Origin of the sequence: Amycolatopsis anabasis, assembly GCF_009765355.1 — a bacterium.
Classification (GTDB): Bacteria; Actinomycetota; Actinomycetes; order Mycobacteriales; family Pseudonocardiaceae; genus Amycolatopsis; species Amycolatopsis anabasis.
Genome location: NZ_VTHK01000007.1, coordinates 25,670 through 42,853, shown reverse-complemented (window position 1 = coordinate 42,853; position 17,184 = coordinate 25,670). Strand labels below are relative to the sequence as shown.

The 17,184-nt window shown below is 68.8% G+C and carries 15 protein-coding genes; 6 read left to right on the top strand and 9 right to left on the bottom strand.

What is annotated here, in order from left to right; translation table 11 throughout:
- Positions 1 to 97: 97 nt before the first annotated feature.
- Positions 98 to 1,639: an FAD-dependent monooxygenase gene (locus FXO23_RS11150; protein WP_158883691.1), complete on the bottom strand. Its 1,542-nt coding sequence runs from the start codon at positions 1,637 to 1,639 to the stop codon at positions 98 to 100.
- Positions 1,640 to 1,673: 34 nt separating this feature from the next.
- Entirely contained in the window at positions 1,674 to 2,306 is a 633-nt protein-coding gene (locus tag FXO23_RS11145) for a TetR/AcrR family transcriptional regulator (RefSeq protein WP_246257130.1), read from the bottom strand.
- 77 nt (positions 2,307 to 2,383) lie between these two features.
- Here FXO23_RS11145 and FXO23_RS52230 point away from each other — a divergent pair, with 77 nt between their 5' ends.
- Entirely contained in the window at positions 2,384 to 2,509 is a 126-nt protein-coding gene (locus FXO23_RS52230) for a hypothetical protein (protein ID WP_281356508.1), read from the top strand.
- A gap of 686 nt (positions 2,510 to 3,195) precedes the next feature.
- On the opposite strand, the gene FXO23_RS11140 is transcribed toward FXO23_RS52230, so the two are convergent.
- Positions 3,196 to 4,569 carry an amidase gene (locus FXO23_RS11140; protein WP_158883689.1) on the bottom strand — a complete coding sequence of 458 codons (1,374 nt, stop codon included), beginning with the start codon at positions 4,567 to 4,569 and terminating at the stop codon, positions 3,196 to 3,198.
- A gap of 190 nt (positions 4,570 to 4,759) precedes the next feature.
- Positions 4,760 to 5,629 (bottom strand): helix-turn-helix transcriptional regulator, encoded by an 870-nt coding sequence (locus FXO23_RS11135; protein ID WP_158883687.1) that lies wholly within the window; start codon positions 5,627 to 5,629, stop codon positions 4,760 to 4,762.
- A gap of 165 nt (positions 5,630 to 5,794) precedes the next feature.
- On the opposite strand from FXO23_RS11135, the gene FXO23_RS11130 reads away from it, so the two are divergent.
- Positions 5,795 to 6,487, top strand: a complete 693-nt coding sequence (locus tag FXO23_RS11130; protein ID WP_158883685.1) for a type 1 glutamine amidotransferase domain-containing protein — start codon at positions 5,795 to 5,797, stop codon at positions 6,485 to 6,487.
- A gap of 42 nt (positions 6,488 to 6,529) precedes the next feature.
- On the opposite strand, the gene FXO23_RS11125 is transcribed toward FXO23_RS11130, so the two are convergent.
- The gene (locus tag FXO23_RS11125) at positions 6,530 to 7,141 is read right to left on the bottom strand and encodes a TetR/AcrR family transcriptional regulator (RefSeq protein ID WP_246257128.1); all 612 of its coding nucleotides are present in this window, start codon (positions 7,139 to 7,141) and stop codon (positions 6,530 to 6,532) included.
- A gap of 115 nt (positions 7,142 to 7,256) precedes the next feature.
- Between FXO23_RS11125 and FXO23_RS11120 the strand changes: the two genes are divergently transcribed.
- On the top strand, positions 7,257 to 8,150 hold the full coding sequence (locus tag FXO23_RS11120) for an NmrA family NAD(P)-binding protein (RefSeq protein WP_343034469.1): 894 nt from the start codon (positions 7,257 to 7,259) through the stop codon (positions 8,148 to 8,150).
- A gap of 112 nt (positions 8,151 to 8,262) precedes the next feature.
- Here FXO23_RS11120 and FXO23_RS11115 read toward each other — a convergent pair whose 3' ends face one another.
- The 3 genes from FXO23_RS11115 to FXO23_RS11105 all read right to left on the bottom strand — a co-directional run bounded on the left by FXO23_RS11115 (position 8,263) and on the right by FXO23_RS11105 (position 11,457).
- Complete coding sequence (locus tag FXO23_RS11115) at positions 8,263 to 8,505, bottom strand: hypothetical protein (RefSeq protein ID WP_158883684.1); 243 nt, start codon at positions 8,503 to 8,505, stop codon at positions 8,263 to 8,265.
- A 335-nt stretch (positions 8,506 to 8,840) separates the two neighbouring features.
- A complete protein-coding gene (locus FXO23_RS11110) occupies positions 8,841 to 10,292 on the bottom strand; it encodes an aldehyde dehydrogenase (protein ID WP_158883682.1) in 1,452 nt (483 codons plus the stop codon).
- A gap of 1 nt (position 10,293) precedes the next feature.
- Entirely contained in the window at positions 10,294 to 11,457 is a 1,164-nt protein-coding gene (locus FXO23_RS11105) for a phosphotransferase family protein (RefSeq protein WP_158883680.1), read from the bottom strand.
- Between the two features lie 177 nt (positions 11,458 to 11,634).
- Here FXO23_RS11105 and FXO23_RS11100 point away from each other — a divergent pair, with 177 nt between their 5' ends.
- From FXO23_RS11100 to FXO23_RS11090, 3 genes are all read left to right on the top strand, one after another.
- Positions 11,635 to 12,735, top strand: coding sequence for an Rv3169 family protein (locus tag FXO23_RS11100; RefSeq protein WP_158883678.1), 1,101 nt, complete (start codon positions 11,635 to 11,637; stop codon positions 12,733 to 12,735).
- A 366-nt stretch (positions 12,736 to 13,101) separates the two neighbouring features.
- Positions 13,102 to 14,028 (top strand): phosphotransferase family protein, encoded by a 927-nt coding sequence (locus FXO23_RS11095; protein WP_158883676.1) that lies wholly within the window; start codon positions 13,102 to 13,104, stop codon positions 14,026 to 14,028.
- 67 nt (positions 14,029 to 14,095) lie between these two features.
- A complete protein-coding gene (locus FXO23_RS11090) occupies positions 14,096 to 14,284 on the top strand; it encodes a hypothetical protein (protein WP_158883674.1) in 189 nt (62 codons plus the stop codon).
- 98 nt (positions 14,285 to 14,382) lie between these two features.
- On the opposite strand, the gene FXO23_RS11085 is transcribed toward FXO23_RS11090, so the two are convergent.
- Complete coding sequence (locus tag FXO23_RS11085) at positions 14,383 to 16,965, bottom strand: ATP-binding protein (RefSeq protein WP_158883672.1); 2,583 nt, start codon at positions 16,963 to 16,965, stop codon at positions 14,383 to 14,385.
- Positions 16,966 to 17,184 lie beyond the last annotated feature (219 nt).

The following is a 17,184-nucleotide window of genomic DNA, read 5'->3' as shown; positions in this document are numbered from 1 at the left end:
AGCGCAGAACACCCGAAAGAGGGCAACCCGGTTCGGGATGTTCGAGCCTGGGGAACCAGCTTGAGTTTTAACGTTTCCGGCGTGGGCGACCCAGAATCTAGTGGGCGGGGCCGAACCATCGTGTCAATGCTTGTTCGAGCTGGGCTGGTTCGGTGTGCTGCAGGCTGTTGGTGGCCCAGGTGACGTAGCCGTCGGGGCGGATGAGCAGCGCGTCGGCCGGTGCGTCGGAGCATGCTGCGGGCACCGTGTCGACTCTGTCGGCCCACCCGTGTGTGATCTCCGTCAGGTTCGCGCTGTCGGTGAGGTCGAGCAGCACCGGCCGTCCCTGGTGCAGGAGTTCAGCGGTTCGTTGCCGGCCGTGGCTGGTGTGGATGGTCAGGTCGGGGACCATGCGCCCGGACAGTGGGTGGGTGTCGCCGGTGTCGTACCGGACATCGGATCCGGCGAGCAGGTGCGCGATGTGTGCGACGTTGTCGGGTAACCCGACGAGTTCGCCGAACAGTTGCCGGAGCGCGGTCACTTCGGCCCCGGGTGCCATCAACGCGCCTTGGGCGAGGGTGTGCATCATGACGCGCTGTCCGACCGGATGGCGTTCGGTGTGGTAGGTGTCGAGCAAGCCCGGTGGTGCCCAGCCGTTGAGGTGCGCGGCGAGTTTCCAGCCGAGGTTCGCCGCGTCCTGCAGGCCGAGATTGAGCCCGGGACCGCCCATGGCCGAGTGGACGTGTGCGGCGTCGCCGACGAGAAACACCGTGCCCTCGCGGTAGCGCTCGGCCTGCCTGGTGTTCTGGCCGTCGAGGCGTCGCAGCGCATGGGGGCCGGGGCCGCGCGGTGGATCGATCGGGAGGTCGGCACCGAGCACCCGCCGGACGCTGTCCCGCAATTCCTGGAGCGTCAGGGGGATGTCCTCATCCGCGGGCTCTCCGCCGTATTCTGTGGTCGCGATCATCGGCCGTCCGGGCTCGAGTTCGGCGTAGGTGAACACGCCGCGCTCCACGCGGTTGAACCCGAACTGGAGGCGCCCGGCGCCCGGCACGTCGAGGCCACCGTCCTCGGTTCGCAGCTTCTCGGGCAGGCTCACGTGGGCGATCCGCGTGACGGCCCGGGTCGTTGTCGTGCCGGGGAACGCGATGCCGGTTTCCTTGCGGACCAGGCTCTTGCCGCCGTCGGCGCCCACCAGAAAGTTCGTGGTGATCTCATACGGCCCTTCGGGCCCGGCCACGGTGACCACGACGTGGTCGTCGTGCTGGGTCAGGCCGGTCAGTTCGTGACCCCATCTGATGTCCACACTGAGTCCGCGTGCTCGTTTCTCCAACTGGCGCACGAGCTTGGGCTGCGAAATCAACAGGGTATGGACCGGATTGGTGTCCAATGTTGCGAACGACACCGGCATCCCGCCGAAATAGAAGGCCGGCGCAGGCCGTGGAGGGCCCGGGGGACCGCCGAATTCGTGATACAGCCCCCGAATGTCGAGCAGGCGCACGACTTGTCCCACGATCCCGTTCGCGCGCGGCTCGTCGCTGGGCTGGGGCAGTTTCTCGAGCACGATCGGGCGCATCCCGGCCAGGCCGAGCTCACCGGCGAGCATGAGTCCATTCGGTCCGCCACCGGAAATCACCACGTCGGCAGGTTTTTCGGGCATGCCACATCAACCCCTTCGTTTGTCGATATGGTCTTCAGCGTTTGCCGGCCGACGGATCGGGCAATCCAGCAGTGATCTCGCTCAACGCGCGGCGCAACAACGAGACAATGGGAACCGGCGGGTCGGCGCGCAAATACACATCGGAGGCAGCCTGCCAGGCGGCGCCGATCGCGGTGGCCACCAACCGGGGATACAAGTCCCGTTCCGGGTCGGTGCCGGTGCGCTCGGCGATCACCGCGACCAGCTCACCCTCGGGGCCGAACACCCCTTTCGACATCTCGGCCTGCATCTCCGGTGAGGCCAGCAGTTTGCGCACTTCCGCCAGCTGAGTCCGGCTCGGCGTCGCGTCCGTGCCACCGTCAGCCTCCAGCGGCTCCAGGATCGCCTTCGTGATCGCCGCCCACAACGGCTCGTCCACCGGGCGCGCCCGCAACAGCGCGACGCTGCGCCGCATACGCTCAACCTGACGGTAGGCCAGTGCCTCGTACTTGCTCGCGAAGTAGTTGTTGAACGTCCGGACTGACACGCCCACGCGCGCGGCGATGTCCTCCCTGCGCACGTTGTCCAGACCACGCTCGAAGACCAGCTCCAGCGCCGCATCGCTCAACGCCTTGCGGGTATGGAGCTTCTTGCGTTCCCGCAGTCCCAACGTCTGTTCGTCCGCCACAGCAGCAGCCTAGCAAAACTTTCCCGGTGAGCAAATATTCCCACCGGGAAGGTTTCAAGGCTTGCTTGAGGGATGCGTTGGCAACCAACTCCAGCACCACGTCCACCGTCCTGCTGGCCTGGATGATCGGGCCCCTGCCCGACCATCCCGAGCTCTTCCGGACCTGCCGGGAGGCTTATGCGGACTCCGGCACCTGTTGCTGACCGGACTCCCTGTGCGCACCGGGGCCACGCTGACCGGCTACGCCGTGCTGGCCGACGGCAGGGTCGAAGCCCGGTTCGCCCACGGCGACCCGGCCACCGCCGGCGTGCTCGTCGGGGTGGACGGGGTCGGCTCCGCCGTCCGTGCGCGATGCGTTTCCGCACCCCGCCGAAGGAGGCGGCCGAGGAACTGGCGCCCGGACTTGCAGGCGCTCATCGAGCAGTCCGACCCGGACAACAGCACCCTCCTGTCCATCCGCGTGGTCGAGCCCCGCCAGCGCTGGGTGCCAGGTCCGGTCACGCTGCTCGGCGACGCGATCCACGCCACCTCTCCGCGCGGTAGATGTTCACCTAGGGTGCCGAGGCCGTGCGCCACAGCATCGACGCACTACCCGCCTTCGTCCCGGAACCGGAATCGGCCTGACATCCTGCGTCCGGACTTGCTGAACAGTGTGGATAACCGGATGACCAGGCCGAGCATGGAGTTCCGGACGCCGGGACGGCCGCTGTCGGTTCTGGCAGCGGCGAGCCGACCACGCGCCTCGAATTTAGGTTTGTGCGCGGAATTGCGTGAGGCTGCTCTTCGCGACCACCAGACCCGCGCCCGGAGCGCTTCCGGTTCCCATTGGTGAAGACCCTTGGCTGGGAGAACAGGGCTAACTACGGGCCAGCCAGACGGGACGGGCAGGCTACGGCTGGAGCGGGGGGCGACGGTCGCGGACCGGGCTGACCGACTCGAGTCGTTCGGCTAGTGCGAGCAGGTCGCTGTCGGCCCACCAGTTGCCGACGAGTTGGACACCGATGGGCAGGCCGCTGGCGGTCGTCCCGAACGGCAGCGAAACCGCGGGCAGGCCGGTGAGGTTGAAGGGCACCGTCGCCCGCATGACGTTGCGGGCCGGTGCTTTCTCCCCGTCGATCACGTAGCTGGATCGCGCATGCGGCGGCGCCGGAATCGTCACGACCGGGCAGACGAGCACATCGTAGGTTTGGAACCATTGCGCGAACACCGACCTCAGTTGTTCCACCTCGCCCTCGGCGGCGAGGTAGTCGGCGATCGTGACCTCGGGTGCCTGAAGCGTGCGCGCGATCACCGGATGCAACTCGGCCTCCCGGCCGGCCGTGATGCCGCGCAGGTACGGCAGCACCTCGGCGGTGAACAGCGTCCCCGAAATCCGCGTGCAGTCATGCTCGGCAAGCCACGGGATGCCGACCTGCTCGACCTGGAGACCGAGGTCGGACAGGGCGGTGGCTGCCGAGGCCACCGTGCCGGCCACCTCTGGGTCGATCGGGCCGAACGCGTCGGTGGTCCAGCCGATCCGGGCGGTCCCGCCGGGCCGGGCGGCGGGCAGGGCGACGGCATAGGGGTCCAGCCCGTCGGGCCCTTCCAGCAGGGACAACGCCAGGCGCAGGTCACGCACGCTGCGCGCCATCGGGCCGACGTGCCACCATCGCCGCAGGGAACCCGGGAAGTGACCGGTGCACGGCACCCGCCCGTGTGTGGGTTTGATCGAGGCGATGCCGGTGTCGTGGGCCGGTCCGCGTACGGAGATCGCGACATCACTGCCCAGGCCGATCGGCGACAGGCCCGCCGCGATGGCCGCGGACTCGCCACCGCTGGATCCACCCGGGGTGCGTTCGGGGTCGTAGGGGTTGAGCGACCGGCCGACGATCAGGTTGTCGGTCTCGGTCCAGTACGACATCTCCGGCAGGTTGGTTTTCGCCAGCGGGATTCCGCCCGCGGCCCGCAGCCGTGCCACGGCGGTGGCGTCGGCCACCGGCACGTGCTCGGCGAACAACGACGATCCTCGGGTGGTCCGCACGCCCTCGGTGTCGAACGAGTCCTTGATCGTGAACGGCACGCCACCCAGCGGTCCGGTCCGCGGCCGAGCGGCGGCGGCCAGGGCCTGCTCACCCAGCACCGTGACGAACGCGTTGACCCGATGGCCGACCGCGTCGATGCGGTCCAGATGGGCCTGCACGACCTCGACCGAGGTGACCTCACCGGCGGCGATCAGGCGCGCCAGATCGGTCGCGTCGAACCAGGCCAGATCCGTAGCGTCCATCACCGATGATGCTAGCGATCGGAGCCACCACTTATCGTCTGCGCCCCGACCCGCGCAGTACGGTAGCGCGACCGCGACCACGGCACGGACCTCCGATGGCGCGTCGAGACGGTGTCAGATGTCCTGAGACTGAACAGACGGTGCATTGGTGATTTCGGCTTGTGTAGCTCGGTGGGTGGTGGCTGCGCGTTCATGGCCGTGGGGAACGGGGAGTGGAGGTGTCGGATAGCTCCCAGCTGGCGAGCAGGTTCAGGGCGTTCCGTGAGGGTGAGCCGGGTTCTGTGGTGTAGAGGAACAGTGAGGTGTCGGGGTCGCCGGGCAGGACGAGGGTTTCGTAGTCGACGGTGAGCTCGCCGACGAGGGGGTGGCGCAGGTGCTTCGACCCGTGGGTGCGCTGGTGGACCCGGTGCTCGTCCCACCACCGGCGGAACTCGTGACTGCGTTCGCGCAGCTCGGCCACCAGCGCGGTCGTTGCCTGGTCGTCGGGGTCGTTGCCGCTGTCCAGGCGCAGGGTCTCGACCGTGGTGCGGGCGTGGACCTCCCAGTCGGCGAACAGCGATCGCGCGTTGTCGTCGAGGAACATCCATCGTGCGTAGTTGCGCTCCACGGCGGGGAGCCGGTCGAAGTCGGTGAACAGCGCCTTGGCCATCCGGTTGCTGGCCAGTACGTCGGTACGGCGGCCGAGGATCAGAGCAGGCTCGTCGATTGCGTCGAGCAACTGGTGCAGGCCCGGGCGAACCCGCTGGACCCCCCGCGTGCCCCGCCGGCCGGGTGAGGCGGAGTGACCGATGAGGGTCCGAAGATGTTCGCGGCCCGCGGCGTCGAGGTTGAGGGCGTGGCCGATGGCCTCCACCACGGCCGGGGCGGGCACGATGCGTCGTCCTTGTTCGAGGCGCGCGTAGTAGTCGGTCGAGATCCCGGCGAGCAGTGCGACTTCCTCGCGGCGCAGGCCGGGCACGCGCCGCACGCGGCCGTCGGCCGGAAGTCCGGCCCGTGAGGGGTCGCCGAGGCTGCGGGCTCGCCGCAGGAAATCCGCGAGTTCACGGTTGGTTTGAGGCATGCGGTCATTGTCGCCGATCGTTCCTCGGTCGTGGGTGGGCCGCTGCGTCCTAGGTCCGCCGGTCCGCGTCCGCACAGGGCGCGAGATGAGCCACCACACCGGCTTGTCAACAGCCAGGATCGAAAGCAAGACACAACCGCGCCCCGATCCCCGAGGAGATCTGCCATGAGCAAGATCCTGATCGTCATGTCCGCCGCCGACACCTGGGTCCGCACCGACGGTTTGCCCTACCCGACCGGCTACTGGGCCGAGGAGCTCGCCGCCCCGCACGAGACGTTCGTCAACGCTGGCTACGCGGTCGACTTCGCCGCACCGGGCGGAGTGCAACAGCCACTGGACCAGCACAGCGCCGACCCCGACATCGCCGGAGCCGACTGCGCACGCTACGTGGATCACGCCGCGACCGCACTGCGCGAGTTCGGGCCACCGCTGTCGCTGGACCGGGTCGACATCGGTGACTACGCCGCGGTCGTGCTCCCGGGCGGACACGGGCCCGTCGTCGACCTGCACCAGGATGCCGACCTGGGCCGCCTGCTTGTCCGGGCCGATGAGGCGGGCATGATCATCGGCGCGGTCTGCCACGGACCGGCGGCTCTGCTCAGCGCCATCGACTCCGAGGGACGCTGGCGCTTCGCGCATCGCCGGATGACCGCGTTCACCGACGAGGAGGAACGCCTGTTCGGCACTGCCGAGGGGGCTCCGTGGTTGCTCGCCAGCCGCCTGCGCGAGTGGGGCGCGAAGCACGAAGGCGGCCCGGCCTTCGAGCCGTACAACGTGCGTGATGGGAACCTGTTCACCGGCCAGAACCCGGCCTCCAGTGGCCCCATGGCCACCGACATGATCAACGCGCTCCACTAGGGCGTTTCCTGTGGATCATCCATCCGCGACCCGGGGGCGCTGTCATCCCCGGTCGGAAGCGGACGGGCGCCCGCGGATTCCGTCCAGGAGGTAAGTGGTGCGGCGGTCGTAGGCGTCCCGGGGTGGCCGTTCGCCGTGCTTGAGGGCGAGGGCGTTGTCGACGACGAGTGCGTGGAGGTCGCCGGCCGTGAACTCGGGCCGCAGCGCACCGGCGGCCCGCGCCGCCGCGATGAGTTCGTCGTTGGCCTCGCTCCCGGCCCGGCAGATCTCCATGAGCTGCCGCGAGTGCGGATATGTCTGCAGCAGGACGTCGTTGACGGCGGGCTGGCGGTACTGGAGGTCGCGAAGCGCGGTGAAGTAGTAGGCGACCCGCTCGCCGATGTCGTCGATGGTCCGCGTGTGGTCGATGACGGCGAACAGTTCCGTCGCGACGACCTCTTCGATGACGGCCTCGATGAGGCCGATCCGACCGCCGAACCGGTTGAAGATCGTGGCCTTGCTCACCCCTGCTGCCTTGGCGACCTCCTCCAGCGGGACCGTCAGGCCCCGCCCCTGGAAGGCGCCGATCGCGGCAGAGCGGATCTGCTCGGAATTGCGCCTGGCGTCAGCGCGCAGCCGGGATTCCGCGGGCACCGCGCCGGCCAAGGCCCTCACCCTCTCTCGCTGTCGCCCCGCGTCGTAATTTGACTCCCTTGGTCAGCTTACCTACTCTCGTCGACAGGAGAGAAACTGACCAGCATAGTCAACTTATGATTCCACCCCACCTCCAATGACGGACACCGTGGGCGCACAGGAAGAGACCAAGAAGATGATCGTTGTCACCGGCGCTACCGGTGGGCTGGGCGGCGCCACCGTCGAGCACCTCCTCAAGCGCATACCCGCCGACCAGATCGGCGTCAGCGTCCGCGATACCGCCAAGGCGCGGCACTTGGCCGACCGCGGCGTGCGCGTGCGGCAGGGCTCCTACGAGGATCCGGCCGCGCTGCGCGATTCCTTCGCCGGTGCCGAGCAGGTCCTTCTGGTATCCGGCAACGACCCGGCCGCCGACCTGGTCAGCCTGCACCGAGGCGCCATCGACGCAGCCGTCGCGGCCGGCACCCGGCGGATCCTCTACACCAGCCAGCAGGGCGCCGTCCCCGGCAACCCGTACCGGCCGTCGGACATCCACATCGCCACCGAGGCGGTCCTCGGCGACTCCGGAGTTGCCTGGACCGCACTGCGCAACGGCGCCTACGGCCCGCTCGACCAGGTGCTCGGCCCGTGGCAGCGGACCGGCGAGATCGCTCAGCCGGAAGACGGCCCCGTCCCGTACACCGACCGTGCCGACATAGCCGAGGCCACCGCGGTCATCCTCGCCGGTGCCCGCTCCTTCGACGGCCCCGTCACCCTCACCGCTTCGACCGCCGTCACGTTCGACGATTTCGCCGAGATCGCCTCCGGTCTCACCGGCCGCACCATCAAACGCATCGTCCTGGACGACGAACAATGGGTTGCCGAACAGATCACGATCGGCGTCCCGGAGCAGACGGCCCGACTGATGCTCACCTGGTACCAAGCCGCCCGCGCCGGCTATTTCGCCGAAGCCGACCCCCTGCTGGCCGAGCTCCTCGGCCGCGAGCCCCGCACCGCCGCCGACCGGCTCGCAGCCCACATCGACACCTGAAGCTGCTTCTCGATCGCTTGATCATTGACCTGGGCAGCGTGAATGTGTTGTTTCAGCCCTGATTTCCGTTGCGGGAGCAATTGAACTTCAGCGGTCGGCGCGAACAATCATCTCACCAGAGCTCGGAGAAGTTGATTGTGGTGGATGTGTTGGTGTTCGATTGCGTGATCTCTGAATAGCCATCGTCGTTGACGCTGGCCGTGTTGTTCTGATTGGACGCCCCAGCGCCGTTGGCCACCTGGACCGCCTGGTCTTCGATGTCCAGGTGGGCGAGACCGTCGCCCACTCCCGAACCTTCTGGCGAAGCGGCCGCCGCATTCGACCCGTTATCCGCGAATCCGCCGTTGTCGTCCATCGCGCTCCTCCGTCCGGTTGTCGCTTTCCCGCCAGTCTTGAACGGGCGCCGCAGGCAATAAAAGAACCGCGAACCAACTTCGCCAGGTCAGATGACACACCACCGAGTGAGCAGAGCCACCGAGCTGGCGACGGTGCCGCGATCGGCGCGGATCACGCGGCGTAGCTCACGAAGCTGCGGCTTGAGATGTGGTGGGTGTGCGCGTGAGCCAGTGCTGTCGCCCTGAAATAGCTCGATTTCGACGCGGTGTTTCCGGGCGGGGGACTGGTTTCGAGGATTGCCGCGGCGTGGCTGTGAGCGGTTTGCCGGGTATGGTATTGGGTTCCTGAATCCGGTTAGGCGGGTGGCATCATGATTGATTTGGTTTCGCAGTAGGTGTCCAGTCCCTCGGGCCCGCCCTCGCGGCCGATGCCCGAGCATTTGTATCCGCCGAAGGGGGATCCCATGTCGAAGGCGTACCAGTTGATGCCGTAGGTGCCGGTGCGGACGCGCCGGGCGATGTCGAGGCCGTGTTCGACGTCGCGGGTCCAGACGGATCCGGCGAGTCCGTAGTCGGAGTCGTTGGCGATCGCCACGGCCTCGTCCTCGGTGTCGTAGGGGATGACCGCGAGTACCGGGCCGAAGATCTCTTCTTGTGCGATGGTTGCCTGGTTGCTGACGTCGGCGAAGATGGTCGGCTCGACGTACCACCCGGTGTGCGGTTCTGGTGGCCGCCTGCCGCCGAGGACCAGCCGCGCACCCTCCGCGCGGCCCTTGGCGAGGTAGCCCTCGACCCGGTCGCGCTGGCGGGATGAGATCAGCGGGCCGAGTTGGGTCGCCGGGTCGCCGGGGTCACCGGTCTTCATCGCGGCGACCGTTTTGGCCAGCGCCTCGACGATCTCCGGGTAGCGGGCCCGCGGCAGCAGGATGCGGCTCTGCGCGACACACGCCTGGCCGCTGTTCATCAGCCCGGCCATGGCCAGCATCGGCATGGTCGCGTCGAGGTCGATGTCGTCGAGCACGATGGCCGCGGACTTGCCGCCGAGTTCGAGTGAGCATCGCTTCAGCTGTTGCGCGGCTACCGCCCCGACCCGACGCCCAGCGGCGGTGCTGCCGGTGAAGCTGATCTTGTCGATGTCCGGGTGGGCGACCAGCGACTCGCCGATTTCGCGGCCACCCGGCAGCACCGACAGCACCCCGTCGGGCAGGCCCGCCTCGGCGAACAGCTCGGCGAGCGCCAACGCGTCCAGCGGAGTCTCCGGCGCCGGTTTGAGGATCACCGGGCAACCGGCGAGCAGCGCCGGCGCGAGCTTGTTGATCGCGAGGAAGAGCGGCACGTTCCAGGCCGTGATCGCGGCCACGATGCCGGCGGGCTCGCGGCGCACCCGCGTCTGTCCGAAGGCGCCCTGCCGGGTTTCCTCCCAGGGGAAGGTTTCCGCGAGCCCGGCGTAGAAGTTCAGCACCGCGGTAGCCGGGGCGTGCTGCAGCATCCGGACCATCATCGGCGGTGCGCCCATTTCCGCGGAAATGAGCTGGGTGATGTCTTCGCCGCGCTCGTCCAGGAGCGCCGCCACCCGCCCGAGCACACGCGCCCTTTCCCCAGGTGCGGTACGCGTCCACGGCCCGGTCTCGAACGCCTGCCGGGCGGTCCGCACCGCGGCGTCGACGTCGGCTTCGGTCGCCTCCGGGCAGCGCCCGACGGTCTCCAGCGTTGCCGGAGACCGGATCTCCAGCACGCGGTCGCCCAGTGGATCGGTCCACCGCCCACCGACGAAGAGCTGGTCGTAGTCGCGTCGTGGCCAGGACATGTCAGCCGACCTCTTCCCAGTAGGTTCCGGCGAGCATCGCCTCCAGCGCCCGGCGATGCATGATCATGTCGTCGGGGTTCGCCGGTGGTTCGGCCTCGCCGAAGTGGATGCGGCGGCGCTGGACCCGGAACATCACGATGGCCTGCCGCAGGGCCGCATACAACGTGTAGAAGTCGAGGTCGGCCGGGCGGTACCCGGTCATCCGCCAGTAGCGGTCCGCCACGTCGTCCCGGCGCAGGAAGTCCGGCATCCCGGGCAGCCCGGCGGCGGTCGCGAGATCTTCGAAGAACCGGTGCAGGTAGATCAGCCAGCCGAGGTCGACCTCGGGCGGCGCGAGGCCGGCCATCTCCCAGTCCAGCACCGCCACCGGCTGGAAATCCCGGTACATGATGTTGCCGATCCGGGCGTCGCCCCAGCTCAGCACCGTCGGCCCCGGTTGGCGCGGACGATGCGCGTCCAGCCAGGAAAAGCCCGCTTCGATCAGCGGGGAACGGATCCCGTCCGAGGACACCCAGTCGTAGTAGGCGCGCTGGCCGGTCACGTGCGCGTCCAGCGCGGTGGCGCCGGTCGGCTGTTCCGCGCGCAGGAAACCGAACCGCTCCACCGGCCGGCTGATGCCGTGCAGATCGGCCAGCACTTGGACGGAGGACTCCTGCAGGCGTGCGCGCTCGGCCGGGGAGGCGTCGGTCAGCCAGGAGCCGAAGTTGTAGGGCATGACGTCCGGCGGGACCAGTCCGGTGACCCGTTCCATCACGAAGAACGGCGCGCCCAGCGCCTGCTCGTCGGTTTCCGACCACAGCACGGCCGGCACCGGGATCCGGGAGCACGCCCGGATCGTGCGCATCACCCGGAACTGCCGCTGCATGTCGTAGACCGGGAACACCGGCAGCGTCGAGGGTTCCGGCGCCACCCTCGCCACCAGCGGCCGGGTCCGCCGGGCCCCCGATTCTTGCCAGGTGGCGTCGAACAGCACCGTTTCGGACGACATCCCGTTGCCCGAGGCCAGTTCCACCGCACTTACCTCCGGCGCCGAGCCGGGCGGCAGGGTGGCTGCCAGCCACCGTCCCAGCCTGCGGCCGAGTTCGCCGGGATCGCGGGTGGAGGTGGTCGGGCGGGCGACGGTGGGCGGTTCCACCGTCGTCGGCGGGTCGTCGCTGCCGTGCATGCTTACCCCGGGTGGACTCGGCGAATGTGTCCGGATCCCGTCACTGTAGTGAAACGTGTTCTTCCTCGTCTTCGGATGTCGCCCGTTCGGCCGCGCTAGGAGGCTTTGCGTGTGATAGAACCGGTTCTACAGTAGTGGGATCGCCACGGTCCGAAACCGACGAACGGGTCAGGTCAAATGAAGCCGGTCGAACTGGACGAGTACCCCGTGCACCAGGCGCCGCTGTCCCTGGCCAGGGTCGCCACGAGTGATCGGAACTTCTACGACCGCAGCTACTTCAACGCGCACGACCGCACCGGCGACATCTTCTTCGTCTGCGGCATGGGGTTCTACCCCAACCTGGGCGTGAAGGACGCCTTCGCCACCGTGCGCTCCGGCGACCGGCAGTACGCGCTCCGGCTGTCCGACGTACTCGACGGCCCGACCCTGGACCAGCGGGTCGGGCCCTTCCACATCGAGGTGGCCCGGCCGCTGCACCGCATCAGATTGCTCTGCGACCACCCCGAACTGGGGTTCGACCTCACCTGGGACGCGTCCTTCCCGCCGGTGCTCGAGCCCCGCCACCTGCTGCTCACCGGCCCCCGGCCCACGCTCGACGCGCAACGCTTCGCCCAGGTGGGTTCGTGGACCGGCAGCCTCCACGTAGACGGCACCGACCACACCGCCACACCCGAGTCGTGGGTGGGCACCCGCGACCGGTCCTGGGGTATCCGTCCGATCGGCGAACCCGAACCCGCCGGACGGGCAGGCGACGAACCCGCGGACGGATTCTGGTGGCTGTACGCGCCACTGCGGTTCGACAGCTTCGCGCTCGTGGTCATCGTCCAGGAAGCACCGGACGGGTACCGCACCCTGAACGACGCCACGCGGATCTTTCCCGACGGCCGCGTCGAGCAGCTCGGCTGGCCCCGCATCGAGATCGACTACCGCGGCGGCACCCGCCACCCACGGCACGCCCGCCTGCACCTGACCACGCCCGACGGCGCCCCCCTGCTCGTCGAGATCGAGACCCTGAACTCCGTGGCGCTGCACATCGGCGCCGGGTACGGCGGCGACCCGGAATGGAGCCACGGCAGCTGGCGGGGTCCGGACTGGCGCTCCGCCTCGGTGTACGACCTCACCGATCCCGCCGTGGCCGCACGAGTGCCGTGGGGCGTGTCCGATCACGTCGCCCGGGCCCGGTGCGCCGGCGAAACCGGATGGGGCATGTTCGAGCACGCCAGCCTCGGCCGGCACGACCCGAGCGGATTCACCGACTGGACCTCCGTAGCGTCCTGACCGCGGCCCGCCAATACCAGCAACCTTGGCGAGTGTCCGGTGTGGACCGGGCACCTCGGCGGCCCGGTCGAGCATGTGCTGGTAGGCGCACAAGGTGTTGGCGTTGCCAGCGACGGTCGGCCCCTCGAGGAAGGTTTCGACCGCCATGCGGGCGCACCGTTGGCGAGCCGCCGAGACTTCAATGTCGCCATCATGCCGCTCCTCTGGCGCATCGCCTTACCGGATAACGGACTGTTGTCCGAACCAAGTGAACGGTCGGAATTCGGTTGTCTCATGGTTGACGCTGAGGGCCCTGGTGACTACGACGGTGTGTATTGACCGTGCGTCGGGGGGCCTGGGCATCCCGACGGGACGTGGAGGGTTGCGGTGTCCGAGCCGTCTGAGGAGTCGCTGCGCTGGGCGGTCGGCGCGGTGGGTGGCGATGTCCGGGTGGCCGCGGTCACCGGCTTGCGCGAGGGCGCCAACCCGTGGCTGCTGAGGTTCGACCCGGTCGGCCGGGTCGAGGCGGCCGTGCTGCGGCTCGGAGACCCCACCGATCCCGAGCATCGCCAGCGGTTCGGCACCGAGGTGGCGGCGTTGCGGGTGGCCGGTGACCACCGGTTGCCCGCGGCTGGGCTGATCGCCGCGGATCTCGACGGTGCCGCGGCGGGCGCGTTGGCGGTGCTGACCACGGTGCTGGCCGGGCACAGCCGGATCCCACCGGTCGCCTCCACCGGGCGGCTGCGCGGCCTGGGGGCCGCGGCGGCCGCACTGCAGGCGGTCCCGCTGGCGCCTCGGGCCGCTTTGCCGCTGCGGACCCGCCCGATGGCGGAGGTGGACTTCGCGGCCCGCCGTCGCGAGAAGGGCACCACCGCGCTGCTGGCGGCCGCTGAGGAACGCCTGGCCCAGCTTCCCCTGCCCCAGGGTCCGACGGTTTTCGTGCACGGTGACCTGTGGTACGGGAACACCCTGTGGTCCGGCGACCGCTGCACAGGACTGGTCGACTGGGACAGCGCCGGCGCCGGATCGCCGGGAATCGACCTCGGCGGGGCGCGCTTCGACGCGGCCCTGATGTTCGGGCTACCCGCCGCCGAGCAGGTGCTGCAGGGCTGGCAGCGGGCTACCGGCCGACTGGCCGACCAGGTCGCCTACTGGGACGTGGTGGCGGCGTCCCGCACCCTGGCCGACATGGCGTTCGCCGTTCCGGCGATCCACGACCAGGGCCGGCCAGACCTCGACGCCGACGTTCTCGGGCAACGCCGAGACACGTTCCTCAGCGCCGCGCTGACCCGGCTCGACGCCGACGAGCGATAGCCGCGCGGCCGTCGACGCCGCGCTGCCGGTCCGGATCGAAATCGACGACACCGCCTACGGTTCCCACGTGGACGACGACTCCTCCTTCGCGGTGACCACGATCGGCTTCAGGAAGGCGAACTGGGGCGATGGGCAAGGCCTGCGCACCGACACCTCCCGGCTGCTGCCCGGCGGACTCCCCATCCGGCGCGCCGACGCCTTGGGCGCCAGGGAACCGGCGGCAGCCGATGAGCAGCCGGTTCGTCGACCCGCATGAGGTCATCACCGGCCAGATGACCCTGCGGGCGGCAAGACGGTCACCGCCTACTCGATGGTGTTCGCCGAGCGGGAGCCGGTTCGGGCAATAGACATGGGTCAATTGTCGAGCCCGGCGAGTTGGGTGCGAGCCTGGTCCGCCTCGGGGACGCCGAGTTCGGTGTAGATGGCCAATGCTTGCTGCCAATGGTGGCGGGCGTCGAGCGGATGGTCGAGGTCCTGGTGAGCGTGGGCAAGGCCGTCGTGGGCGCGGGCCTGTTCGTAGCGGTCGCCGATCTTGCCGGCCAAGTCCAGGGCACGTTGATGATGGTCGAGAGTGTCGGCCGGATCCATGGACAGGCATGAGCGAGTGGTCTCACCAAGGCTGTTGAGTGCCTCGGTTTCCAGGCTGCGGTTGCCGGTCTGCTGGGCGACCTCGAGCGCCCGCTGATGATGCGCCAGAGCCTGGTCGTAGCGCCCCAACCGCTCGTAGACACTCCCCAGGCTTTTCAGCGCATAGCCTTCCAGATAGCGGTTTCGGGTGTGGTATGCGACGTCGAGCGCCTGCTGATGATGGGGCAGAGCCTGGTCGTAGCGCCCCAACCGCTCGTAGTCACTCCCGAGGTTGTCCAGCGCGGCGCCCTCGAGGGTGTGATCGTCGATATCGTGGGCAATCGCCAAGGCCTGCTGGTGGTAGCCGAGAGCCTGGTCGTACCGCCCCAATTGCCAATAGATCAGGCCGATGTTACTCAGCGCGCGGCCTTCCAGGGGGCGGTTGCCGGTGTCGCCGGCGAAGGCCACGGCGCTCTGGAGGTAGGTCAGGGCCTCGTGGAGTTGCCCCACCCGCGAGTAGACGAAGCCGACACCGTATCGCGCATGGCCTTCGAGAACGCGGTTTCCGGTGTCGCGAGCGACGTCAAGTGCCTGCTGATGGCGGGCCAGGGCCTCGTCATAGAGTCCCAACTGCCAGTAGACGCTCCCGAGGTTGTTCAGCGCATGGCCTTCGAGAACGCGGTTTCCGGTGTTCTTGGCGGTGGCAAGTGCGCGAGTATGCAAGGTGAGAGCGTCGTCGCGATGGCCACAAATGTGGAAATAGCGCCACAAGATCACGGACAGATGGCTGGTGTGCGCCGGCCAGCCGTGGCCGGCGGCATGTTCCGCGGCAGCCAGCAGGTTGGGGCGCTCGGTCTCCACCCATGTCATGGCCTGCTCGTAGCCGTGCAAAGCCGGGACGGGCGTGCCCGGTGCCGGAACGTCGGGCCGGTGGTGCTTCTCCTCGGGTGCGATCACGTCCATCGCTGCCGAGGCGGTGTGCAGGTGGTAGTCGAACAACCGGCTCAGCGCCGCCCGCCGGTCGTCGGTGGTGTCGGTCTCGGCGGCCAGCTGCGCGGCGTACGCACGCAGCAGATCGTGGAAGCGGTATCGGCCGGCACCGAGTTGCTGAACCAGATGGACATCCACCAGTTCCGTCAGCAGTCGCTTCGCGTCGCCGAGGTCGAGGTTTGCGACCGCGGCGGCCACGTACGGGTCGAAGTCGGGGCCGGGGTGCAGGCCGAGCAGCCGGAACACGAGGGCGGAATCGTCGCGAAGGTGCTTGTAGGACCAGGAGAACACCGCGCGAACCGCGGTGCGCTGGTCGCCGCCGGCGCCGAACATGTCGAGTCGGTGCTTTTCGAGCTCGGCAACGAGATCGACCAGGCTCATGGTGGGCCGAGCGATGGCGATCTCGGCGGCGATGCGCAGGGCCAAGGGCAATCGGGCGCAGCGTTCGGCCAACACGGCCGCCGCGGCCGGTTCGGCTGCCACCCGATCGCCGATGAGGGTGCGCAGCAACGAAACGGCGTCCTCGGTCGGGAGGAGGTCGATGTCGACCCGGCGCGCACCGTGCCGGGCCACCAGGCCGGCGAGGCTGTCCCGGCTGGTCACGATGACGAAGCAGGACGACGTGCCGGGAAGAAGATCACGGATCTGCTCGGTTGAGTGGGCATTGTCCAGCACCACCAGCATTTGCTTGTCGGCAAGCAATGTGCGGTACCGCGCGGCGCGTTCGGGCAGTTCGTTCGGGATGTCCAGACCGGAGACACCAAGGCCGCGCAGGAAGGTCTCCAGGGCTTTGACGGGCCGCATGGGTTCGCTGGGATCGTAGCCACGTAGGTCGACATACAGCTGGCCGTCGGGGAATCGGTCACGAACCCGGTGTGCCCAGTGCACGGCGAGGGAGGTTTTGCCGACGCCCGCCGTGCCGGACAGCGCCGAGATCACGACGGCCGAGACTCCCTTGTCCGACAAGGCAAGCATCCGGTCCAGTTCGGCGAGTTGTTCGGCCCGCCCGGTGAATCCGAAGACGTCCGAAGGAAGTTCCTGCGGCGGCGGTGCGGACGTAGCCGGCAGCGCGCCGTGGACGTCCAGGTTGTCTCTGGCGGTGGACAGCCGACGCCGCTCGGCGGCTGGAACGCCGAGCGCGTCGAGCAGGCGGTCGAACGTGTCGGTGGGCGGCAAGGTTGTGCCGTTGAGGTAGGCGTACAGGCTGCTGACCGAGACGCCGATGGCCTTCGCGAGCGTGGCTCGCTTGACCGGCCGGTGGGTTTTTCGCTCGTGAGCCAGCAGGAGCCGGCGGACCTCCACGGCCAGGTCGGCCTTGGACCGCAGCGTTTCCGGAGAATTCGACGGCTGAGGAGGATCAGCGTCAAGGTCGTCAGGCACGGTGTCTCCAGGAGCGGACTCCAGTCGTTTCCAGAGCTTTCCAGACCCGGCAGTGCGAAGGCTAGTCCTGTGGTCTTCTTGGCTCGCGCAAGCGCGTAGTCGGCGGACTAAAAGGAGGTCGCCGTGCAGATCCGTCCAGCGGCCACAAGGGGGTGCCGTGCCGGGGCGCGTCGAGTGAGTCGGCCGGCCCGCTGGACGCCTCGTACGCGGGTAGGCGCC